The following is a 15,819-nucleotide window of genomic DNA, read 5'->3' as shown; positions in this document are numbered from 1 at the left end:
GGCATCGGGCGTCTGCTCCGCTATCTGATCATACCTCAAAACAGCTTGATCTTCTGTCTTTTTCACTACAGGAGATTCCGTCAATGCTGCTAAGGCAACAGCCAAAACAAAAGCTACAAAGAAAAACAGGCACTTTTTCATTTTGCGCTATTTTCGGGGGAATCTCATTAAAAAGCACTCAAAACTAGGTGCTTTGCAGACTGCGCATTGGGGTAAATGTGTAAACAGTGTTAAAATTTGTATAAACCGCAATTTGATTGCAAAATCGCCCTGATAATACTCTCACACCCTAATGTCTCCAGACCCTGTGGCCACAACATCTTGAAAAACAATTCATTAATTGTAGGATAATTCTTCACATTGGTGAGGATTCTTCGTCAGACAAGGAATCATGTCCTGATTTATCCGAAGTCACGACCCTATTCGAATGCGGTTACAGACATTTTTTTTAAATTTCAGAATTATACCCCAGGGCATGATTTAAGCAGTAATAGTAGATGATGAAGAAAAAGCGATTCAAAGCCTGGGCTGGGAATTGAGTCACTTTTCAAACGAAATAGTCGTCGTCGCTTCCTTTACCGATCCGTTCAAAGCCCTGGAATACCTGGAATCCAACTCTCCTGACTGTCTTTTTCTCGATATAGAAATGCCGGCCATGGATGGTTTCCAATTTATTCAGAAGTTGCAAAACAGAAACCTTGCAATTATCATCACCACCGCTTATAACCAATATGCGATTCAGGCTCTTAAAAATGAAGCCATTGATTATTTGCTAAAACCCATTGATGCCGATGATCTTAAGGAGACGATCTCAAAAATCCGGCGTCATAACACCAGCCACCTGACGGCGAATCGCCTTGAAAGAATACTTGCTGGCAAAAACATTCAAAGCAAGAAAATCACGGTTAATACAGATGGGAAATTACTATTTCTTGAAAATGATGATGTTTTGTATGCAGAATCTGATGGCAACTATAGCACCCTGTATCTTTCAGATGGCAGAAAGATAGTATTGACCAAAAAATTAAAAGAAATCGACGAGCTTTTGCCTCCTGAAACCTTTTTCAGAATCCACAACTCCTATATCATTAATCTGGAAAAAGTAAAAGAGTACCTTAAGACCGACGGATACGTCGTTTTGGTATCCAATCATAAAATTCCGGTTTCACGTAAGAAAAAATCCGATTTTCTGGATTTGATTTAAGCTGCTACAAAATGCTGCGGTTCGCAAAAAGCACTTGTTTCCTTTTTTTAAGCCTTTCGCTTACAGCCCTGCATGCCCAAAATATCCCGGAAAAATTTACCCGGCTCACCGATAGTGTGCTCTCCGAAAAACCGACTACATACCGGGGGTTGGATAGCTTTCTCAGGCCTTACAGAAGAGATTCGGTCCTCATGAATTATTTCATCGGGCAAAGTCTCGGCGTTGAATATCTCGATGGCTTGAGTTATAGCTACAACCAACTGGGGACACTCAATCGCAATATCTCCAATTACCAGAAGTCTATTGACTACCATAAAAAAGGATTGAATGCGGCTACCGAAGCAAATAATACAGAATTCCGAATCTTTAGCCTCAACATGCTGGGTGTGGTGTACCGACGGCTGGACGCCATTAAGACAGCCCTTGATTACAACCAGGAAGCCCTGCGCCTCGCTGAGAACATAGAAAACCCCTCCCAGGGCATACAAAGGAGTAAGAATGTATCCCTGAACAGTATAGGTAATATCTATCAGGCCCTTGAGCAATACGAGCGGGCCCTGGATCACTACAGGCAATCCTATCTGTTGGAAGAAGCCCTGGAGAATAAACTGGGTATGGCCATCAATCTGCAAAATAGCGGGGAATGCCTGGAAGCACAGGGAAAACTGGATGAAGCCCTGGATTTTTTTCAAAGATCCCTGACCTTCGATACCGAAATCAATTCCGTACGCGGAAAAGCCATTTGCGGGAATAGTATTTCCCGCATTTATATTAAACAGGGGCGGTATGCAGAGGCCGTTGAGCTGTTAAACACCAATATAGATTTGGCCCTGAGCACCAAAGACCAGCATATCATAGCCCCTGCCTACAACAATTTGGGTTGGGCACATCTTAAGCTGGAGAATTGGGGTCTGGCTGAGGAGAACCTGACAAAAGGCCTTGAGACCGCAAAGGAAAACAAGTTCTTAAGAGGTATTTGTGAGAGTTACGAACTGTTGTCCGACCTGGCCTCCGAGCGGGGCGACTTTAAAGATGCCCTGGTATTCTTCCGGGAATCCGACAAATATCGAAGACAGGTTACCAACGATGTGAATATTAAATACGTCAACGACGTAATTTTCCGGTATGAGTCAGAAAAGCAGAGGGAAGTAGCGCAGCGCCTCCGACAGGAAAATGAAATCGTCAACCTGAAGCTAAAACGCAACCAGAATACGCTGCTGGTGGGCGCCCTGTTACTCGTTCTTTTTTCATTGGTCCTCTACACTATTTTTCGCCAGAATAAACTCAACAATGAGAAAAAGGTGCTGGCCCTGGAACAGAGTCGGCTGCGAAGCCAGATGAATCCGCACTTCCTCTTTAATTCCCTGAATTCCATAAAGCATTTTATTATCAATGATGAGCAAAAGAATGCGGTTCACTACCTGAACAAATTTTCTAAACTCGTTCGAAAGATTCTCGAGGCATCTTCAGAAAAAGATATCAGCCTCCAAGAGGAACTCGAAACAGTAGACCTGTACATGAATATTGAGAATACACGGTTTAAAGATGAAATAGACTTTAGAATCGATGTGGACCCCAGGCTAAACCCCGCCTCGATAAAAATACCTTCCCTGGTCCTTCAGCCGTTTTTGGAAAACGCCCTTTGGCATGGATTATCCTCTAAAAAAGGAAAGAAAAAAATACGCCTGGAAGTTACCCCCAAGGGGGCCGATTATATCGAGATCTCCATTCGGGACAATGGGATTGGGAGGGAGGCCTCAGAAAAACTCAACCTCCAGAAAACCTTAAAGCGCAAGTCACTCGGCATTTCGATAACCCGGGAGCGCCTGGCCAATTTTTCCAGGGTTTACCAGAATTCCTTTGACCTCAGTATCAGGGATATCACCTCTCCCGATGGAAAGGTTGAAGGCACTGAAGTATTACTCAGGATTCCTACCGTTTAAGGTGCTCCACGGCGACGGCTTCCAGCTCCTCATACCACGCTTCTCCAAATTTTCGAATTAAAGCCTCCCGTACGAATTTATAAATGGGAACTTCCAAACTCGACCCCAGGCTACAAGCCGGATCGCAAATATGCCATTGATGATAATTGACCGCGGTTATCCGAGTATATTCCCGGACCCTGACAGGATACAAATGGCAGGATACGGGCTTCTTCCAGGAGGTGGCTCCGGCTTTGTGGGCTTTTTCAATGCCACATAAGGCTACGCCGTTTTCAAATACGGCATATGCGCATTCCCTGTTTTCAACCAGAGGAGTTTCCCATTCCCCGTCAGATCCCTTTACATAGCTGCCCTGGGTTTCAATGGCGTGAATACCCTCAGGCCTCAGGTAGGGCTTAATACTGGGGTAAGCCTTTTCCAGGGTCTGCAATTCTTCAGTTTCCAGGGGGGCACCGGAACTGCCTTCTACGCAACACGCCCCTTTACACGCCTTGAGATCACAGGCAAATGCGCCTTCCAGAATTTCTTCTGAAATCAGTGTTTTTCCAATTTGAAACACAATCCTTTTTTAAAATCTGTCCAAAGATATCGAATCTGTTTCAATGGCTTTTTACCATTTAAAAATCTGCTTTCAACGTTCTGTCAGGTAGTGTACCTTTGCCCGAAATTATAGCCGAATGTTCACAAATCTGGATTTTAGGGAAATTATATCCGCGACCATGATCCTTTTTGCGGTTATCGATATCGTGGGCAGCATTCCGATCGTCATTGACCTTCGTAAAAAAGCAGGGCATATCGAATCTGAAAAAGCCTCTATTGTGGCCGCAATCATAATGATAGCGTTTCTCTTTATAGGGGAAAAAATTCTGAAACTCATAGGGATAGACGCCAATTCTTTTGCTGTCGCCGGGGCTTTTGTGCTCTTTTTCCTGGCCATAGAAATGATACTGGGTATTACGCTGTATAAAGACGATACTCCGGAAACGGCCTCTATTGTACCCCTGGCCTTTCCGCTGATCGCCGGTGCGGGTACCCTGACCACCTTGTTGTCCATCCGGGCGGAATATCATGTGGTCAATATCATCATTGCCATTATTTTGAATGTTATCTTTGTATATGTTGTTTTAAAATCGTCTTCGCGAATCGCTAAAGTTATGGGACAGCAGGGCCTGAGCGTAATTCGGAAAGTGTTTGGGGTCATCCTTCTGGCGATTTCGGTCAAACTGTTTGCCAGCAATATCAATGGGCTTTTTTAGCCGGGAATCGCTTTATATGAACAAAATACTCTTAACCGTACTCCTTGTACTCGCCATTGTCCTGATAGGTTACAACATAACCGTTGTGGATTTTGAAAAGCCTTTTGAAGGGGACAGTGTGGTTGCCCTTATTTGCATTGTCGCCTCCCTTTGCGCTATCGTTTTGCTGCTCATCTTTAATGCGGCAAGAAGGATTCAAAAAAAGGTTGAAGAAGAATCCTGACGAGAACCAGGACTTAGTCCCGGGTGACCATCTGTTGGTCCAGGTTGAGTATGCGCTGTAGCATAGGATCCGCTTTGCTCAGAATCTGAGCTTTCAGATCTGGAGAAAACAACTGCTCCGCGAGTGAAGCCTTCAGATAGCGTTTTATAAGATCCTCATATTGATAATAATCCAGCCTGAAATTATACCTCCCCATAAAATCGATAAAGCTTTCAAAGAGAATATCATCTGCTTTATAAGATTCCAGAAACGCCTCGGCGGAATAATCTGCATAGCGAGCGCGATCCTCTTCCAGGTGTTCGAACCCGAAGGAGGAAAAGAATCCCCGGGCGTCTAGAGCCGCAAGCGCCTCTTCTTCGTTACTGCCGATGGGTACGAAAACATCCGGAATAATACCGCCTCCGCCATAGACCACTTTACCTCCCGGGGTAACAAACCTCAGTGAATCAGCCACCTTTATACTATCGGCAGATCCGAGCTCCCCATTGTGGTAGCGTTGCATATACCGATGGTAATAATCCTCTGTCCCGTTCTCATATTCCCTCTGAATCGAGCGGCCCGTGGGGGTATAGTACCTCGATACCGTCAGCCGAACGGCTGAACCGTCTCCCAGGGCCATTTCACGTTGTACGAGCCCTTTGCCAAAAGAACGCCTCCCGACGATGGTTCCGACGTCATTATCCTGAAGGGCGCCCGCAATAATTTCAGAAGCGGAGGCTGACCTTTCATTGATCAGCACATATACCGGCTTGTCTTCAAAGCCCCCCCTGGAGGTGGCAAAAGTGGAATCGATTTGGCCTTTTTTGTTCTTCGTAAATAAGATTAACCTGTTTTTGGGAAGGAAAACATCTGCGATTTCTTCCGCCACGTTGAGATACCCACCCGGGTTATCCCTTAAGTCCAGAACCAGCTTTTGAGCCCCGTCCTGCTCCAGTTCCCTCAGGGCCTCACGGAATTCGTCAAAGGTGGATTCTGCGAACCGATTCATCCGCATATACCCCATGTCTGGCCGAATCATATAATAGGCATCAATGCTGCGTATGGGCACGTGATCCCGTTGCAGGCGCATTTTAAAGGTCCTGTCTTCTGATTTTCGGTAGACTGTAAGGACAACTTCACTGCCTTCCTGCCCTTTGAGTCGGTTTACAATCTCAGCGTTGGATAATTTCTGATCGAAGAGGGTGTCCTTGTCTGCCATCAGGATTTTATCCCCCGGGCGCAAGCCACGGCGCTGGCTGGGACCTCCTTTAATGGTCCGGGTAACGGTAATGGTGTCGCGGAACATATAAAAGTTTATACCAATCCCGACAAAATCCCCCTTCATATTTTCATTGACACGCTCCATCTCATCTTTTGGGATATAGACCGAGTGCGGGTCCAGCTTATCGAGGATATTATTGACAGTGACATCTACAATGCTGTCGGTGTCCACCTCGTCCACGTATTCATAGTCGATATAATCGATAAGTCGGTTGAGTTTATCTTTCTTGGAGTTGGTGGTAAAGAATTTTTCAGGCGTGTCGTCAAAATGTAGTTTTCCCCCGACGAAAATGCCGAGTGCCAGGGCGAATGCCACAACTGCCGGACCTATATAGTAACTCTTTTTCACTTTAATCTTCTCGAATTTCTACCACATCTTCGATGATGGGCAAATGCCTCAGCTCTACTCCGGCCCTGCTCAGAAAATCCAAACCCGAACCGTCTTTATAGGCATGCTGGTACACGACCCTGTTGATCCCTGACTGATGGATAAGCTTGCTGCATTCCCGGCACGGGGACAGGGTAATATACAAGGTAGCTCCTTCACAGGACTGGGTAGAGGCAGCCACCTTAGAGATCGCATTAGCCTCAGCATGAAGCACATACCATTTTGTATAGCCGACCTCATCCTCACAATAATTCTCAAAACCGGTTGGAGTGCCGTTGTACCCATCGGAGATGATCATCCGATCCTTGACCACTATAGCGCCCACCTGTTTGCGTTTGCAATAGGAAAGCTTTCCCCATTCATGAGCCATGCGTAAATAGGCCCGGTCGTATTTCTCCTGTTTTTTACTTTTCACTCTGAAATCCTAACGTTGCTGCAGGCTAATTTCTTGCCGGAATTCACTAAGATACCCGCTTTCAAAAAGCCTGACAACCTTTGCATGGTTAATTTTAAGTGAAAAAAGTAGTCCTAGAAAAAAATCAGCTTCAGGGAGATCAGGGCTATTATCAGGCTAAACCCCCAAACGTAATACTTCCTGGTGAGGGGTGTCCATTGCAGGAGAATGTAACCCAGAGCAAGCACTGCCAGTAAAACTGCGAGCTGCGCTCCTTCGATACCAGCAGCGAACCCCAGCAGGGGGCCTGATTTTTCTTCTTCCTCCGCCATAAGCATCCTGAAATAGTTTGAAAACCCCAGGCCGTGTATCAATCCAAAAAAACCAGTCACCACCAGATCCAGCCTGAAGGCTTTTTGAGACGCCTGGGCTTTATCGGCCGTGTACAGGTTTAAAAGGGCGGTTATGAGTATGGTAACCGGGATCAGCATTTCTACAAGTTCAGCGTCAACGCGCACTATTCCGTAAGCCGCAAGGGCGAGGGAGAGGCAGTGTGTAAGGGTAAAGAGGGTGGCCAGCCAGAACACCTTTTTCCACTGCCCGAAACTGAAAGGAAGGGCCAGGGCGGTTAGAAAAAGGACGTGATCGTACCCGTTGGGATCCAATACGTGGCTAAAGCCGAGCTCGGTATAGAACCAAATGTCGTTCATGGGTGAAATGATTTTAACTCTCGGGCCTACATTCCGCGCTCTTCCTGAATACGCTCATAGGCCAGTTGAACTTGCTTGAATTTCTCCTCGGCACCTTTTCGGATGGCTTCATCCTCTGTGATCACCCGGTCCGGATGGTACTTCTTCGCCATATTGCGATACGCCTTTTTGACCTCCTGATCTGTAGCGGTTTTTTCAATTTCCAAAATTGTATAAGCCGTGTCAGCAGATTTAACAAACATCGCCTCTATACTTTCAAAATCACGTCTGCCAATTTTGAGGTACCCTGCAATCTCCCTTAACTTATTGTATTCGGCCTTACTCACCCGTCCGTCAGCCCCGGCAATTCCAAAGAGAAAATGAACGAGTTGCAAACGGACTTCGTACCGCGTACGTTGATTCAGGAAACTGCAAATACGCTGTGCTGAGACCTCCCTTTTTTTAACCACTTCATTAAAGGTTCGGAAAATAGCATTCGCTTTTTCCTTACCATAGGTACCCAGGAAGTACTGCCTTACATAATCGAGTTCCCGCTGGCTGACGCTGCCATCGGCCTTTATGACAATGGAGCACAGTGAAATCAGGTGCAACTCAAAGTCCTGTGGGGAAACCTGTGTCCGGTTCAGGTCGCGGAAAACACTTCCGCCTTTTCCACTCATGTTGTCGACCATACTACCGAGAAAGAACCCCAAAAGTGCCCCCGGAAAGCGAAAAAGGAGGTACCCCAGGATGGCTGCAACCCATTTAATCATTTAAATAAATTTGCGCAAAGATAGCAGATTCACCCTGATTAATCCCTGTGGCTTCCCTGTTCAAACACCCCTGAAAATTCTTTTGATTTTGTACCTTTGCACATCACTTAAAACAAAAAAGCTATGTATCCAGCAGAGTTAGTAAAACCCATGCGCGACGATCTGGCCTCCGCCGGATTTGAGGAGCTATATACAGCGGGAGCTGTCGAAAATGCGATAAAGGGCGAGGGGACAACCCTGGTCGTTGTGAATTCCGTTTGCGGTTGCGCGGCTGCCAATGCCAGACCGGCTGCCAAAATGAGCCTTAAAAATGATAAAACCCCGGCAAGACTGGTCACAGTTTTCGCAGGTGTGGATCGGGAAGCTGTGGACGCCGCCCGTAATATGATGGTTCCTTTCCCCCCTTCATCACCGAGTATGGCCCTTTTCAAAGATGGCGAGCTCGTTCATATGATCGAAAGGCACCATATCGAAGGACGACCCGCTGAGATGATTGCCGAAAACCTGGTTCAGGCCTTTGATGAATACTGTTAAGAAAGACCTGAGCGCATAATCCTTTTTTATAAACCGCTTGTTTACAGGCGGTTTTTTAATTTTGAAGGTATGGAACGTATTATTTCCTATCCTCTTTCTGCCCTGTACATGCTTCTTTTCGGCCTGACCCTGGTCGTCTTTCATCCCATTCAATGGCTCTGTTTTAACCTCTTTGGGTACGAGGCACACAGAAAGAGTGTAGCCCTGCTAAACCTTTGCCTGATGCGCTGCACACATTTGCTGGGGACGTCCTATACCTTCAGGAATATCGTGCTCCTGCCAGAGAAAGGGCCCGCCATCATCGTGGCCAATCACCAGAGTATGTACGACATTCCCCCTATCATATGGCGGCTTCGGAAGTTCCATCCAAAATTTGTAAGCAAGAAAGAATTGGGCAGGGGCATTCCAAGTGTTTCCTATAACCTCAGGCATGGAGGATCCGCACTGATCGACCGGAAGGATCGAAAACAGTCCCTGACGGCGATACGAGACCTCGGAGAATATATAGAGCACACCGGCAGGAGTGCGGTGATCTTTCCTGAGGGCACCCGCAGTCGGGATGGAAACCCCAAACCTTTTCGAATGGTCGGTTTAAAAGTACTTGTGAAAAGTGCCCCTTCTGCTCAAATCATCCCAATAAGCATCAATAATTCGTGGAAAATCCTCCGTTTTGGTAAATTTCCATACGGGTTGGGTGCGCATCTGGAATTTATCATACACCCCCCTGTCCCCGCAACAGGATGTACAGACAAAGAACTCAGTGAAATAGAGGCTACTATTGCCTCTGCCATAAATAAAAGCCCATGAACGATGCAGAGCGCATTGAAAAAACCATCGCCTACGTACGGCGCGAATTAAAGGACACTGAAGGAGGACACGACTGGTTCCATATTCAGCGTGTTTTTCGAAATACCCTTCAAATTGCCAGAGGTGAGAAAATAGACTTGCTGGTGGTGAGTCTGGGGGCCCTCCTGCACGATATTGCAGATGCCAAATTCCACAACGGGGATGAGGAAATAGGCCCTAAAAAAGCGAGTGCGTTTCTGAAGGACCTGGATATTTCAGCAAAGCGGCGTAAACACGTCATTCAGATTATTCGCCATATCTCCTTTAAAAACAGCCTGGAGGGTTCGAAAAGCGACTTTGATTCCAGGGAACTCCAGGTGGTAAGGGATGCGGACAGACTGGATGCCATGGGGGCTATAGGGATCGCAAGGGCCTTTAACTACGGGGGTCATGCCGGTCGCAAACTATACGATCCCGAGGTCGCGCCAAATCCTAAAATGGACAAAGCCACCTACAAAAAAAATACCGGGCCTACCCTAAATCATTTTTACGAGAAATTGTTGTTGCTTAAGGACCTGATGCATACCAAAACCGGCAAAAAACTGGCCGAAAAGCGGCACCAGTATATGTTGGATTTCCTAGAGGAATTCTATAGCGAATGGAACGGGGTCACCTGAACTCACTGCGATTTTTGTATCTTTTTCACCAAATTATCTCTAAAACAAATTACGTATGCGCAGAAGATCCTTCCTGAAAAATGCAGCCGCCAGTTCGGCGGCTTTTACTATTGTCCCAAGTTATGTCCTGGGAAAAGGGCATGTTCCCCCCAGCGACACCCTGTATGTTGCTGCTTTTGGCGTAGGGGGCAGGGGTCGTGGAGTCTTGCGCGGACTGGATGCGACGAAAAAGGTGAAATATGTGGCCCTTTGCGATGTGGATGACAGGCGTGCCGCAGGCAGTTATGAGGCCTATAGCGCTGCCTCGAAATACAAGGATTACAGAAAGGTATACGACAAACACCTCAAAGAAATTGACGCGGTGATGGTGGCCACCCCGGATCATACGCATGCCACAATTGCGCTTCCCTTTATGCGTGAAAAAAAACACGCTTATGTGGAAAAACCACTGACCCACAATATTCGCGAAGCACGGTTAATGACCAAAGTCGCACGGGATATGGGTATTGTTACTCAAATGGGGAACCAGGGTGCCTCGAGTGCTGACAGCCGGATTGCCAGAGAGTGGGTAGAAGCCGGAGTCATTGGGGATATCGAACGGGTAGATTGTTGGACAAACCGCCCGGTATGGCCACAGGGAATCCCATTGCCAAAGGAGAAACACGATATTCCCAATGGCCTCGACTGGGACTTGTGGCTCGGCCCTGCCGGTATGCGCGATTATAACGATGCTTACCTCCCATTCAAATGGCGGGGCTGGTGGGATTTTGGTACAGGAGCCCTGGGTGATATGGGCTGCCACATTATGGAAACGCCTTTTAGTGTTTTAGATCTGGGATATCCCACAGAGGCTGAAGCGAGTTGTACGACCAATTGGGTTGGCGACTTTGTGGAGGCGGATTACAGTGCCTCCTGCCCCTCTTCTTCGATTGTCCGATTGAAATTCAACACAGAGAATCACGGGGAAGTCCGCCTGAACTGGTACGATGGCGGGATCCTGCCCGACCTGCCCGATGAACTCAAAGACGATGAAACGATTGGCGGTACAGGGGGAGGAAGTATTTTTTATGGGACAAAAGGAATTATGGTGTGCGATGTTTACTCCAGAAATGCCCGCCTGCTTCCCTCAGAAATGATGGACTTATTAAAACCGCCGGCCCCAAAATACCCGCGGATAGAAGGTGATGTGGACGGGCATCAGAGAAATTGGGTGGAAGCCTGCCTGAATGGAGGGACGACATCATCTGATTTCAGCCGGTCCGGACCCCTTACTGAATCTGTCCTTATGGGTAATCTCGCCATTCGTGCATTTCAGTACAAAACCCTGAAAGAGGGCAAAAAATTAGGCGATTGGGATCCTTTCAACTACCCGGGCAGGCGCAAAATAAAATGGGACGGTGCCAATATGCGGGTAACCAATTTTGAGATGGCCAACCAGTGGGTACAGGGAAACTACCGCAGTGGGTGGGAGCTTAAATAATTCGAAAGTATCCTTAAAACAGTGTCCATTGGCCGGTCTTGTACTGCTGGTGTATGGCAGTATTTAACTCCGGGAACTCGCGGTTTTTAAAATAGCGTCTGCGGGCGATTCGGGCCATTGTATGAATTTGTTCGGCCACAGCTCCTTCCCCTTTATTTCTCACCCCGAATCTGCTGTCATTCAGGCTGCCTCCATGACAGGCTTTAATGAGTGAAAGCACTTTATCAGCCCGGTCCGGCAGGGCTTTGTGAATCCAGGACGTAAAAATTTTTCCTACTGCCCCGTTCAGGCGAACCACATTAAGGCCAAAGGAGCGCGCTCCGGCTTCGGATACCGCCCGTGCCAAAGCGTGTAATTCGTGACTATTGAGTCCGGGAATAATTGGAGCGAGCATGGCATTTACCGGAATACCCGCCTCTGAGAGCAGGCGGATCGTTTTTAAACGCTGGGCAGTCGTCGTTGTCCGCGGCTCGAGCCTGGATCTGATTTCTTTGTTAAGGGAGGTCACTGAAATATGAACGCCTACCAGTTGATCCGCATTCAGGGCCTCGAGAATATCGAGATCGCGCAACACCATGGCATTTTTGGTGATGATTCCTACGGGGTGTTTGTACTTTAAAAAAATCTTAAGGCACGCCCGTGTAATTTCAAATTGTTTTTCTGCCGGCTGATAACAATCTGTATTTCCCGAGAGCACGATGGGCGTGGCCTTCCATTTACGATTTCTTAAAAACACCTCCAGGAGCGCTGGAGCGTCTTCCTTCACAAGGATTTTAGACTCAAAATCGATTCCGGAGCCCAAACCCCAATATTCGTGGGTGTTCCGGGCATAACAATACACACACCCATGCTCGCAGCCCTGATACGGATTCATACTGTACGCCATACCAACATCCGGGCTGAGAACCTTATTGACGATCGTTTTTGGAAAAATCTTTTGATAGGTTGTACGGATCTTATCTGCCTCCCCTTCCCGGTACATGTACTCCAAAAACTCAGGGATGCTTTCGTGGTGGGAGTTTTCAAAACGATTGTTTACCCGTTCCTGGGCCCCCCGGCCTTTAGAAAAAGTGTTGGGATCTCGATACATCCAATTGGTTTTTATCCAAATTTATGGATTTTTTCCAAATAAGATGTTGTCGAATTACAAAGCTCTTATGAATCAGGCAGGCCCGTTTTAACTGCTTTCTAGTGAACCTCTACCGAGACCAGCTGTTTTCTGGATCCTTGCTTGGCGTAAAAGAGCAGGCGGTTGGTTTCCAAATTGACATGGGGCATGGAAACCATAAGGGGGAGCCGTGCCTCATCGGAATCGATGATTTTCTCATAGCTTAAGGCGCCCTGAGTATCGAGTCGGATCACAAAAACGTTTCGGTTCCGGCTGAAACCCTGTTTGAATATCAGGCGCTCATTGCCGATTAGCTGGGGTTCTTCTGAAGCCAGGCAGACAAAGAAATACGTTTCCCCGTCCTTGGTATAGGAACTATAGGAAGTATAGGCCCCGTCTCCCTGGGTCACCTCTGTTTTATTGATATTCCGCGCCCAAAGCAGTTGCCCCTCCGTATCCAGTTTTACGCTGACGATATCGTTGTGATGGAACCGCTGTACCCTTACCCGTCCTCCACTGGCATTGGGCTGCATACTTTCAGTCATAAAAAACTCTTCAGCATTAAAGAGCAGGGACCCGTCTTCGGTAAAGTGTGCCCCCTTAAAGACCAGGTTCTTAATTGCTTTCTCAGTTTCCTTGCCGAATTTATCCATCATAAATTGCTCCGAAAACGGATTGTATGTTCGTTTCAGGATACTCAGGTCCTCAGGGTTGAGGATTAAATACTCCAATCCGTTATAACGGTTATCCTTGCGGTCTGCGTAAAAGCCGGCACATATGAGTTGATCCCCGCGCCATAAAGGTTTGACGGCTTCTGAAAACTTTCCGGGGATATCGAAAACCTGCGTTTTAGTCCCCGACTCGTGCAACCGAACCAATTCGTATTGAAACTTTCGCTCCTCGGCCTTGAACCGCCGTTGCCGGAAATAAGCCTTTCCCACCATATATACCGCCGACAGGTCTGGGGATACCGCCAACTCCTCAAAAGCATAGTTCTTCTCCACGCTCTCAGACGAAAAATCGGAATCCATTATGCGTTCCAGCCTGTTGTTAAAGACTATTATCCGATGCTGCAGATCCTTATTGCGGGATTGCAGGATACTGATGGCGAAAACCCGAGAATCCGGATCTGATAGGACCGTTGTTGAAAAACCAGTCTTAAAGCTGCGGTTGTAATAGTTTTTATCCACAGGGGCCTCGACATAATCTGCCTTCAGGCTCAGCAGGTTGCGAACCGTGAAATTGTACGCCCCTACAGGACTCTGGTGTACTTTGTATTCGTAAGAGTAAGTTTCTGAATTGTACTCTAAAAACAAAAGGTATATTTGATCATTTGCCACGAATCCATGGACAAAATCCCCGTCTTTATACTTATAGTTATATTCTTCTATGAGCTGGAGTTCCGGATTATATCGCTCTATAAGATAGCCTTTTGGCCTCACCAATAAGCCAGAGTAATACCCCCTTACAAGTATTTTGTCGGAGGATACGGTTTCCGAAAAAGACAACAAATTGGAATATTTATACCGATCTTTATATTTATCGCCAAAAGTATATTCCAAAGGCATTTCCTGCCCGTATGTAACCCATAGGGCAAGCATGCCGGCAAGCAGGCATAAACGTCGTAGCATGGTTCAGTTCTTTGTATCAGGCACCCGGGAAATCAGGAGCTCGTTTCTCCAGAAAAGCACGGGTTCCCTCTTTGAAATCCGCAGTCCCGAAGCATTCGCCAAAGGCTTCAATTTCGGCCTGAAATCCCGGTTTGCTACTACTAAAACCTGCATTTACTGCTTTTATTGCACTGGAAATCGCCGCCGGGGAGTTTTTAGCGACCTGCCCGGCCAAAGACCGGCAAAACTCCAAAAGCGTATCCTGGTCCGTAACGTGGTTGACTAACCCGTATTCCAGGGCTTTTTCGGCTTTGATCATGCCCCCGGTGAGGATCATTTCCATCGCCCTGCCTCTTCCGACGAGCATGGGGAGGCGTTGTGTGCCGCCATACCCGGGAATAACCCCCAGTGAAACCTCTGGCAGCCCCATTTTGGCATTCGTACTCGCGACGCGGAAGTGGCAGGCCATGGCCAGTTCCAACCCCCCGCCAAGGGCAAATCCATTGACGGCGGCAATTACCGGGGTCCTCAAGGTTTCAATTCTGTCAAAGAGGTGTCTTTGCCCATCCGCGGCGAGGGCCCTCCCTTCCGATTCTGAGTACTCGGAAAACTCAGCGATATCAGCCCCTGCCACAAAAGCCTTTGGGCCTGAACCGGTCAGGATAATCGCCCGGACCTTCGGATCTTCCTCCAGCTCCCCCAGGGCTTCACCCAGTTCTTTTATGGTCTCCCTGTTCAGGGCATTTAATTTCTCAGGACGGTCGACAAAGACCAGTGCTACCGCTTCTTCAACTGTTACAGATACCGAATTATAAGTCATGCTACTACAGATTTATGTTTTTTTACCTGGGGAATGCGCACGGTAAAGACCGTTCCCTTGCCTGTTCTGGATGTGAAATCAATACTGCCTTTATACGTCTCTACGATCGTCTTCACCATTCCAAGGCCAAGGCCCATCCCACTGGTTTTTGTTGTGAATTTAGGCTCAAAAATCTTATCCCTGAATTCCTCTTCTATTCCCTTGCCGTTATCGGCGACAGAAATTTTGGCCATGTCGCCTTCCGCTGAAACAATCACCACGATTCTCGGGTTCTCAACCTCCGGCAAAGCCTGAATGGCATTCTTAACCAAATTGGTAATCACCCGTATCAGCTGGGTTCGGTCCATTTTAACAACCAGGTCATCCGCTTCGGAAATAAAGTGGATAAAGGGCTCGTTAAAAATATCAAGGGCGAGCTTCACCACTTTAGCCACATTAAGCGTTTCATTTTGCTGGGCAGGCATTTTCGCGAAATTAGAGAAGGCAGATGCAATACTGCTCAGGGTATCGATCTGCTGAATCAGGGTTTTGGAAAACTCCCCTACTTTGATTCCTATTTCAGGGTCAGACGGATCGAATTTACGCTCAAAACTCTGAACACTCAGGCGCATGGGGGTCAACGGGTTCTTGATCTCGTGAGCTACTTGCTTGGCCATTTCCCGCCAAGCCTGTTC

At 47.3% G+C, this 15,819-nt stretch carries 17 protein-coding genes; 8 read left to right on the top strand and 9 right to left on the bottom strand.

The window, feature by feature from the left end; all coding sequences use genetic code 11:
* Positions 1-490: 490 nt before the first annotated feature.
* Both WBV75_RS13485 and WBV75_RS13480 read left to right on the top strand, forming a co-directional pair.
* On the top strand, positions 491-1,204 hold the full coding sequence (locus WBV75_RS13485) for a LytR/AlgR family response regulator transcription factor (RefSeq protein ID WP_424121106.1): 714 nt from the start codon (positions 491-493) through the stop codon (positions 1,202-1,204).
* A gap of 11 nt (positions 1,205-1,215) precedes the next feature.
* On the top strand, positions 1,216-3,147 hold the full coding sequence (locus tag WBV75_RS13480; RefSeq protein WP_424121105.1) for a tetratricopeptide repeat-containing sensor histidine kinase: 1,932 nt from the start codon (positions 1,216-1,218) through the stop codon (positions 3,145-3,147).
* On the opposite strand, the gene WBV75_RS13475 is transcribed toward WBV75_RS13480, so the two are convergent.
* Positions 3,137-3,706, bottom strand: coding sequence for a DUF3109 family protein (locus tag WBV75_RS13475; protein WP_424121104.1), 570 nt, complete (start codon positions 3,704-3,706; stop codon positions 3,137-3,139). The genes WBV75_RS13480 and WBV75_RS13475 overlap by 11 nt on opposite strands.
* A gap of 118 nt (positions 3,707-3,824) precedes the next feature.
* On the opposite strand from WBV75_RS13475, the gene WBV75_RS13470 reads away from it, so the two are divergent.
* Positions 3,825-4,403, top strand: a complete 579-nt coding sequence (locus WBV75_RS13470; protein WP_424121103.1) for a MarC family protein — start codon at positions 3,825-3,827, stop codon at positions 4,401-4,403.
* 16 nt (positions 4,404-4,419) lie between these two features.
* Positions 4,420-4,626, top strand: coding sequence for a hypothetical protein (locus WBV75_RS13465; RefSeq protein ID WP_424121102.1), 207 nt, complete (start codon positions 4,420-4,422; stop codon positions 4,624-4,626).
* 13 nt (positions 4,627-4,639) lie between these two features.
* Here WBV75_RS13465 and WBV75_RS13460 read toward each other — a convergent pair whose 3' ends face one another.
* From WBV75_RS13460 to WBV75_RS13445, 4 genes are all read right to left on the bottom strand, one after another.
* Positions 4,640-6,235, bottom strand: a complete 1,596-nt coding sequence (locus WBV75_RS13460; protein WP_424121101.1) for a S41 family peptidase — start codon at positions 6,233-6,235, stop codon at positions 4,640-4,642.
* 1 nt (position 6,236) lies between these two features.
* Positions 6,237-6,689 carry a deoxycytidylate deaminase gene (locus tag WBV75_RS13455; protein WP_424121100.1) on the bottom strand — a complete coding sequence of 151 codons (453 nt, stop codon included), beginning with the start codon at positions 6,687-6,689 and terminating at the stop codon, positions 6,237-6,239.
* A gap of 113 nt (positions 6,690-6,802) precedes the next feature.
* Entirely contained in the window at positions 6,803-7,378 is a 576-nt protein-coding gene (locus WBV75_RS13450; protein WP_424121099.1) for a HupE/UreJ family protein, read from the bottom strand.
* Positions 7,379-7,404: 26 nt separating this feature from the next.
* On the bottom strand, positions 7,405-8,130 hold the full coding sequence (locus tag WBV75_RS13445) for a TerB family tellurite resistance protein (protein ID WP_424121098.1): 726 nt from the start codon (positions 8,128-8,130) through the stop codon (positions 7,405-7,407).
* A gap of 123 nt (positions 8,131-8,253) precedes the next feature.
* On the opposite strand from WBV75_RS13445, the gene WBV75_RS13440 reads away from it, so the two are divergent.
* The 4 genes from WBV75_RS13440 (at position 8,254) to WBV75_RS13425 (ending at position 11,607) form a co-directional block, all read left to right on the top strand.
* Positions 8,254-8,664 carry a BrxA/BrxB family bacilliredoxin gene (locus tag WBV75_RS13440; protein ID WP_424121097.1) on the top strand — a complete coding sequence of 137 codons (411 nt, stop codon included), beginning with the start codon at positions 8,254-8,256 and terminating at the stop codon, positions 8,662-8,664.
* 69 nt (positions 8,665-8,733) lie between these two features.
* Positions 8,734-9,471: a lysophospholipid acyltransferase family protein gene (locus WBV75_RS13435; protein WP_424121096.1), complete on the top strand. Its 738-nt coding sequence runs from the start codon at positions 8,734-8,736 to the stop codon at positions 9,469-9,471.
* Positions 9,468-10,127, top strand: coding sequence for an HD domain-containing protein (locus tag WBV75_RS13430; RefSeq protein WP_424121095.1), 660 nt, complete (start codon positions 9,468-9,470; stop codon positions 10,125-10,127). Before WBV75_RS13435 ends, WBV75_RS13430 begins: the two co-directional genes overlap by 4 nt.
* A gap of 55 nt (positions 10,128-10,182) precedes the next feature.
* Positions 10,183-11,607: a Gfo/Idh/MocA family protein gene (locus tag WBV75_RS13425; protein WP_424121094.1), complete on the top strand. Its 1,425-nt coding sequence runs from the start codon at positions 10,183-10,185 to the stop codon at positions 11,605-11,607.
* Positions 11,608-11,620: 13 nt separating this feature from the next.
* Here WBV75_RS13425 and WBV75_RS13420 read toward each other — a convergent pair whose 3' ends face one another.
* The 4 genes from WBV75_RS13420 to WBV75_RS13405 all read right to left on the bottom strand — a co-directional run.
* Positions 11,621-12,697 carry a PA0069 family radical SAM protein gene (locus tag WBV75_RS13420; protein WP_424121093.1) on the bottom strand — a complete coding sequence of 359 codons (1,077 nt, stop codon included), beginning with the start codon at positions 12,695-12,697 and terminating at the stop codon, positions 11,621-11,623.
* Positions 12,698-12,795: 98 nt separating this feature from the next.
* Positions 12,796-14,346, bottom strand: a complete 1,551-nt coding sequence (locus WBV75_RS13415) for a hypothetical protein (RefSeq protein WP_424121092.1) — start codon at positions 14,344-14,346, stop codon at positions 12,796-12,798.
* 16 nt (positions 14,347-14,362) lie between these two features.
* Positions 14,363-15,145, bottom strand: a complete 783-nt coding sequence (locus tag WBV75_RS13410) for an enoyl-CoA hydratase/isomerase family protein (protein ID WP_424121091.1) — start codon at positions 15,143-15,145, stop codon at positions 14,363-14,365.
* The coding region (locus tag WBV75_RS13405) for a sensor histidine kinase (RefSeq protein WP_424121090.1) at positions 15,142-15,819 on the bottom strand (678 nt) is incomplete at its 5' end. The genes WBV75_RS13405 and WBV75_RS13410, both read right to left, overlap by 4 nt.

The organism is Robiginitalea sp., from assembly GCF_049588695.1.
GTDB lineage: Bacteria > Bacteroidota > Bacteroidia > Flavobacteriales > Flavobacteriaceae > Robiginitalea.
This window is presented reverse-complemented; position numbering and strand designations above follow the sequence as displayed.

What these genes read in the sequence shown, in the direction of transcription:
- WBV75_RS13430 (WP_424121095.1), top strand. Translation starts at nt 9,468, where the DNA reads ATGAACGATGCAGAGCGCATTGAAAAAACCATCGCCTACGTACGGCGC.
- WBV75_RS13420 (WP_424121093.1), bottom strand. Translation starts at nt 12,697, where the DNA reads ATGTATCGAGATCCCAACACTTTTTCTAAAGGCCGGGGGGCCCAGGAA.
- WBV75_RS13435 (WP_424121096.1), top strand. Translation starts at nt 8,734, where the DNA reads ATGGAACGTATTATTTCCTATCCTCTTTCTGCCCTGTACATGCTTCTT.
- WBV75_RS13425 (WP_424121094.1), top strand. Translation starts at nt 10,183, where the DNA reads ATGCGCAGAAGATCCTTCCTGAAAAATGCAGCCGCCAGTTCGGCGGCT.
- WBV75_RS13450 (WP_424121099.1), bottom strand. Translation starts at nt 7,378, where the DNA reads ATGAACGACATTTGGTTCTATACCGAGCTCGGCTTTAGCCACGTATTG.
- WBV75_RS13445 (WP_424121098.1), bottom strand. Translation starts at nt 8,130, where the DNA reads ATGATTAAATGGGTTGCAGCCATCCTGGGGTACCTCCTTTTTCGCTTT.
- WBV75_RS13440 (WP_424121097.1), top strand. Translation starts at nt 8,254, where the DNA reads ATGTATCCAGCAGAGTTAGTAAAACCCATGCGCGACGATCTGGCCTCC.
- WBV75_RS13470 (WP_424121103.1), top strand. Translation starts at nt 3,825, where the DNA reads ATGTTCACAAATCTGGATTTTAGGGAAATTATATCCGCGACCATGATC.
- WBV75_RS13480 (WP_424121105.1), top strand. Translation starts at nt 1,216, where the DNA reads ATGCTGCGGTTCGCAAAAAGCACTTGTTTCCTTTTTTTAAGCCTTTCG.
- WBV75_RS13410 (WP_424121091.1), bottom strand. Translation starts at nt 15,145, where the DNA reads ATGACTTATAATTCGGTATCTGTAACAGTTGAAGAAGCGGTAGCACTG.
- WBV75_RS13465 (WP_424121102.1), top strand. Translation starts at nt 4,420, where the DNA reads ATGAACAAAATACTCTTAACCGTACTCCTTGTACTCGCCATTGTCCTG.
- WBV75_RS13415 (WP_424121092.1), bottom strand. Translation starts at nt 14,346, where the DNA reads ATGCTACGACGTTTATGCCTGCTTGCCGGCATGCTTGCCCTATGGGTT.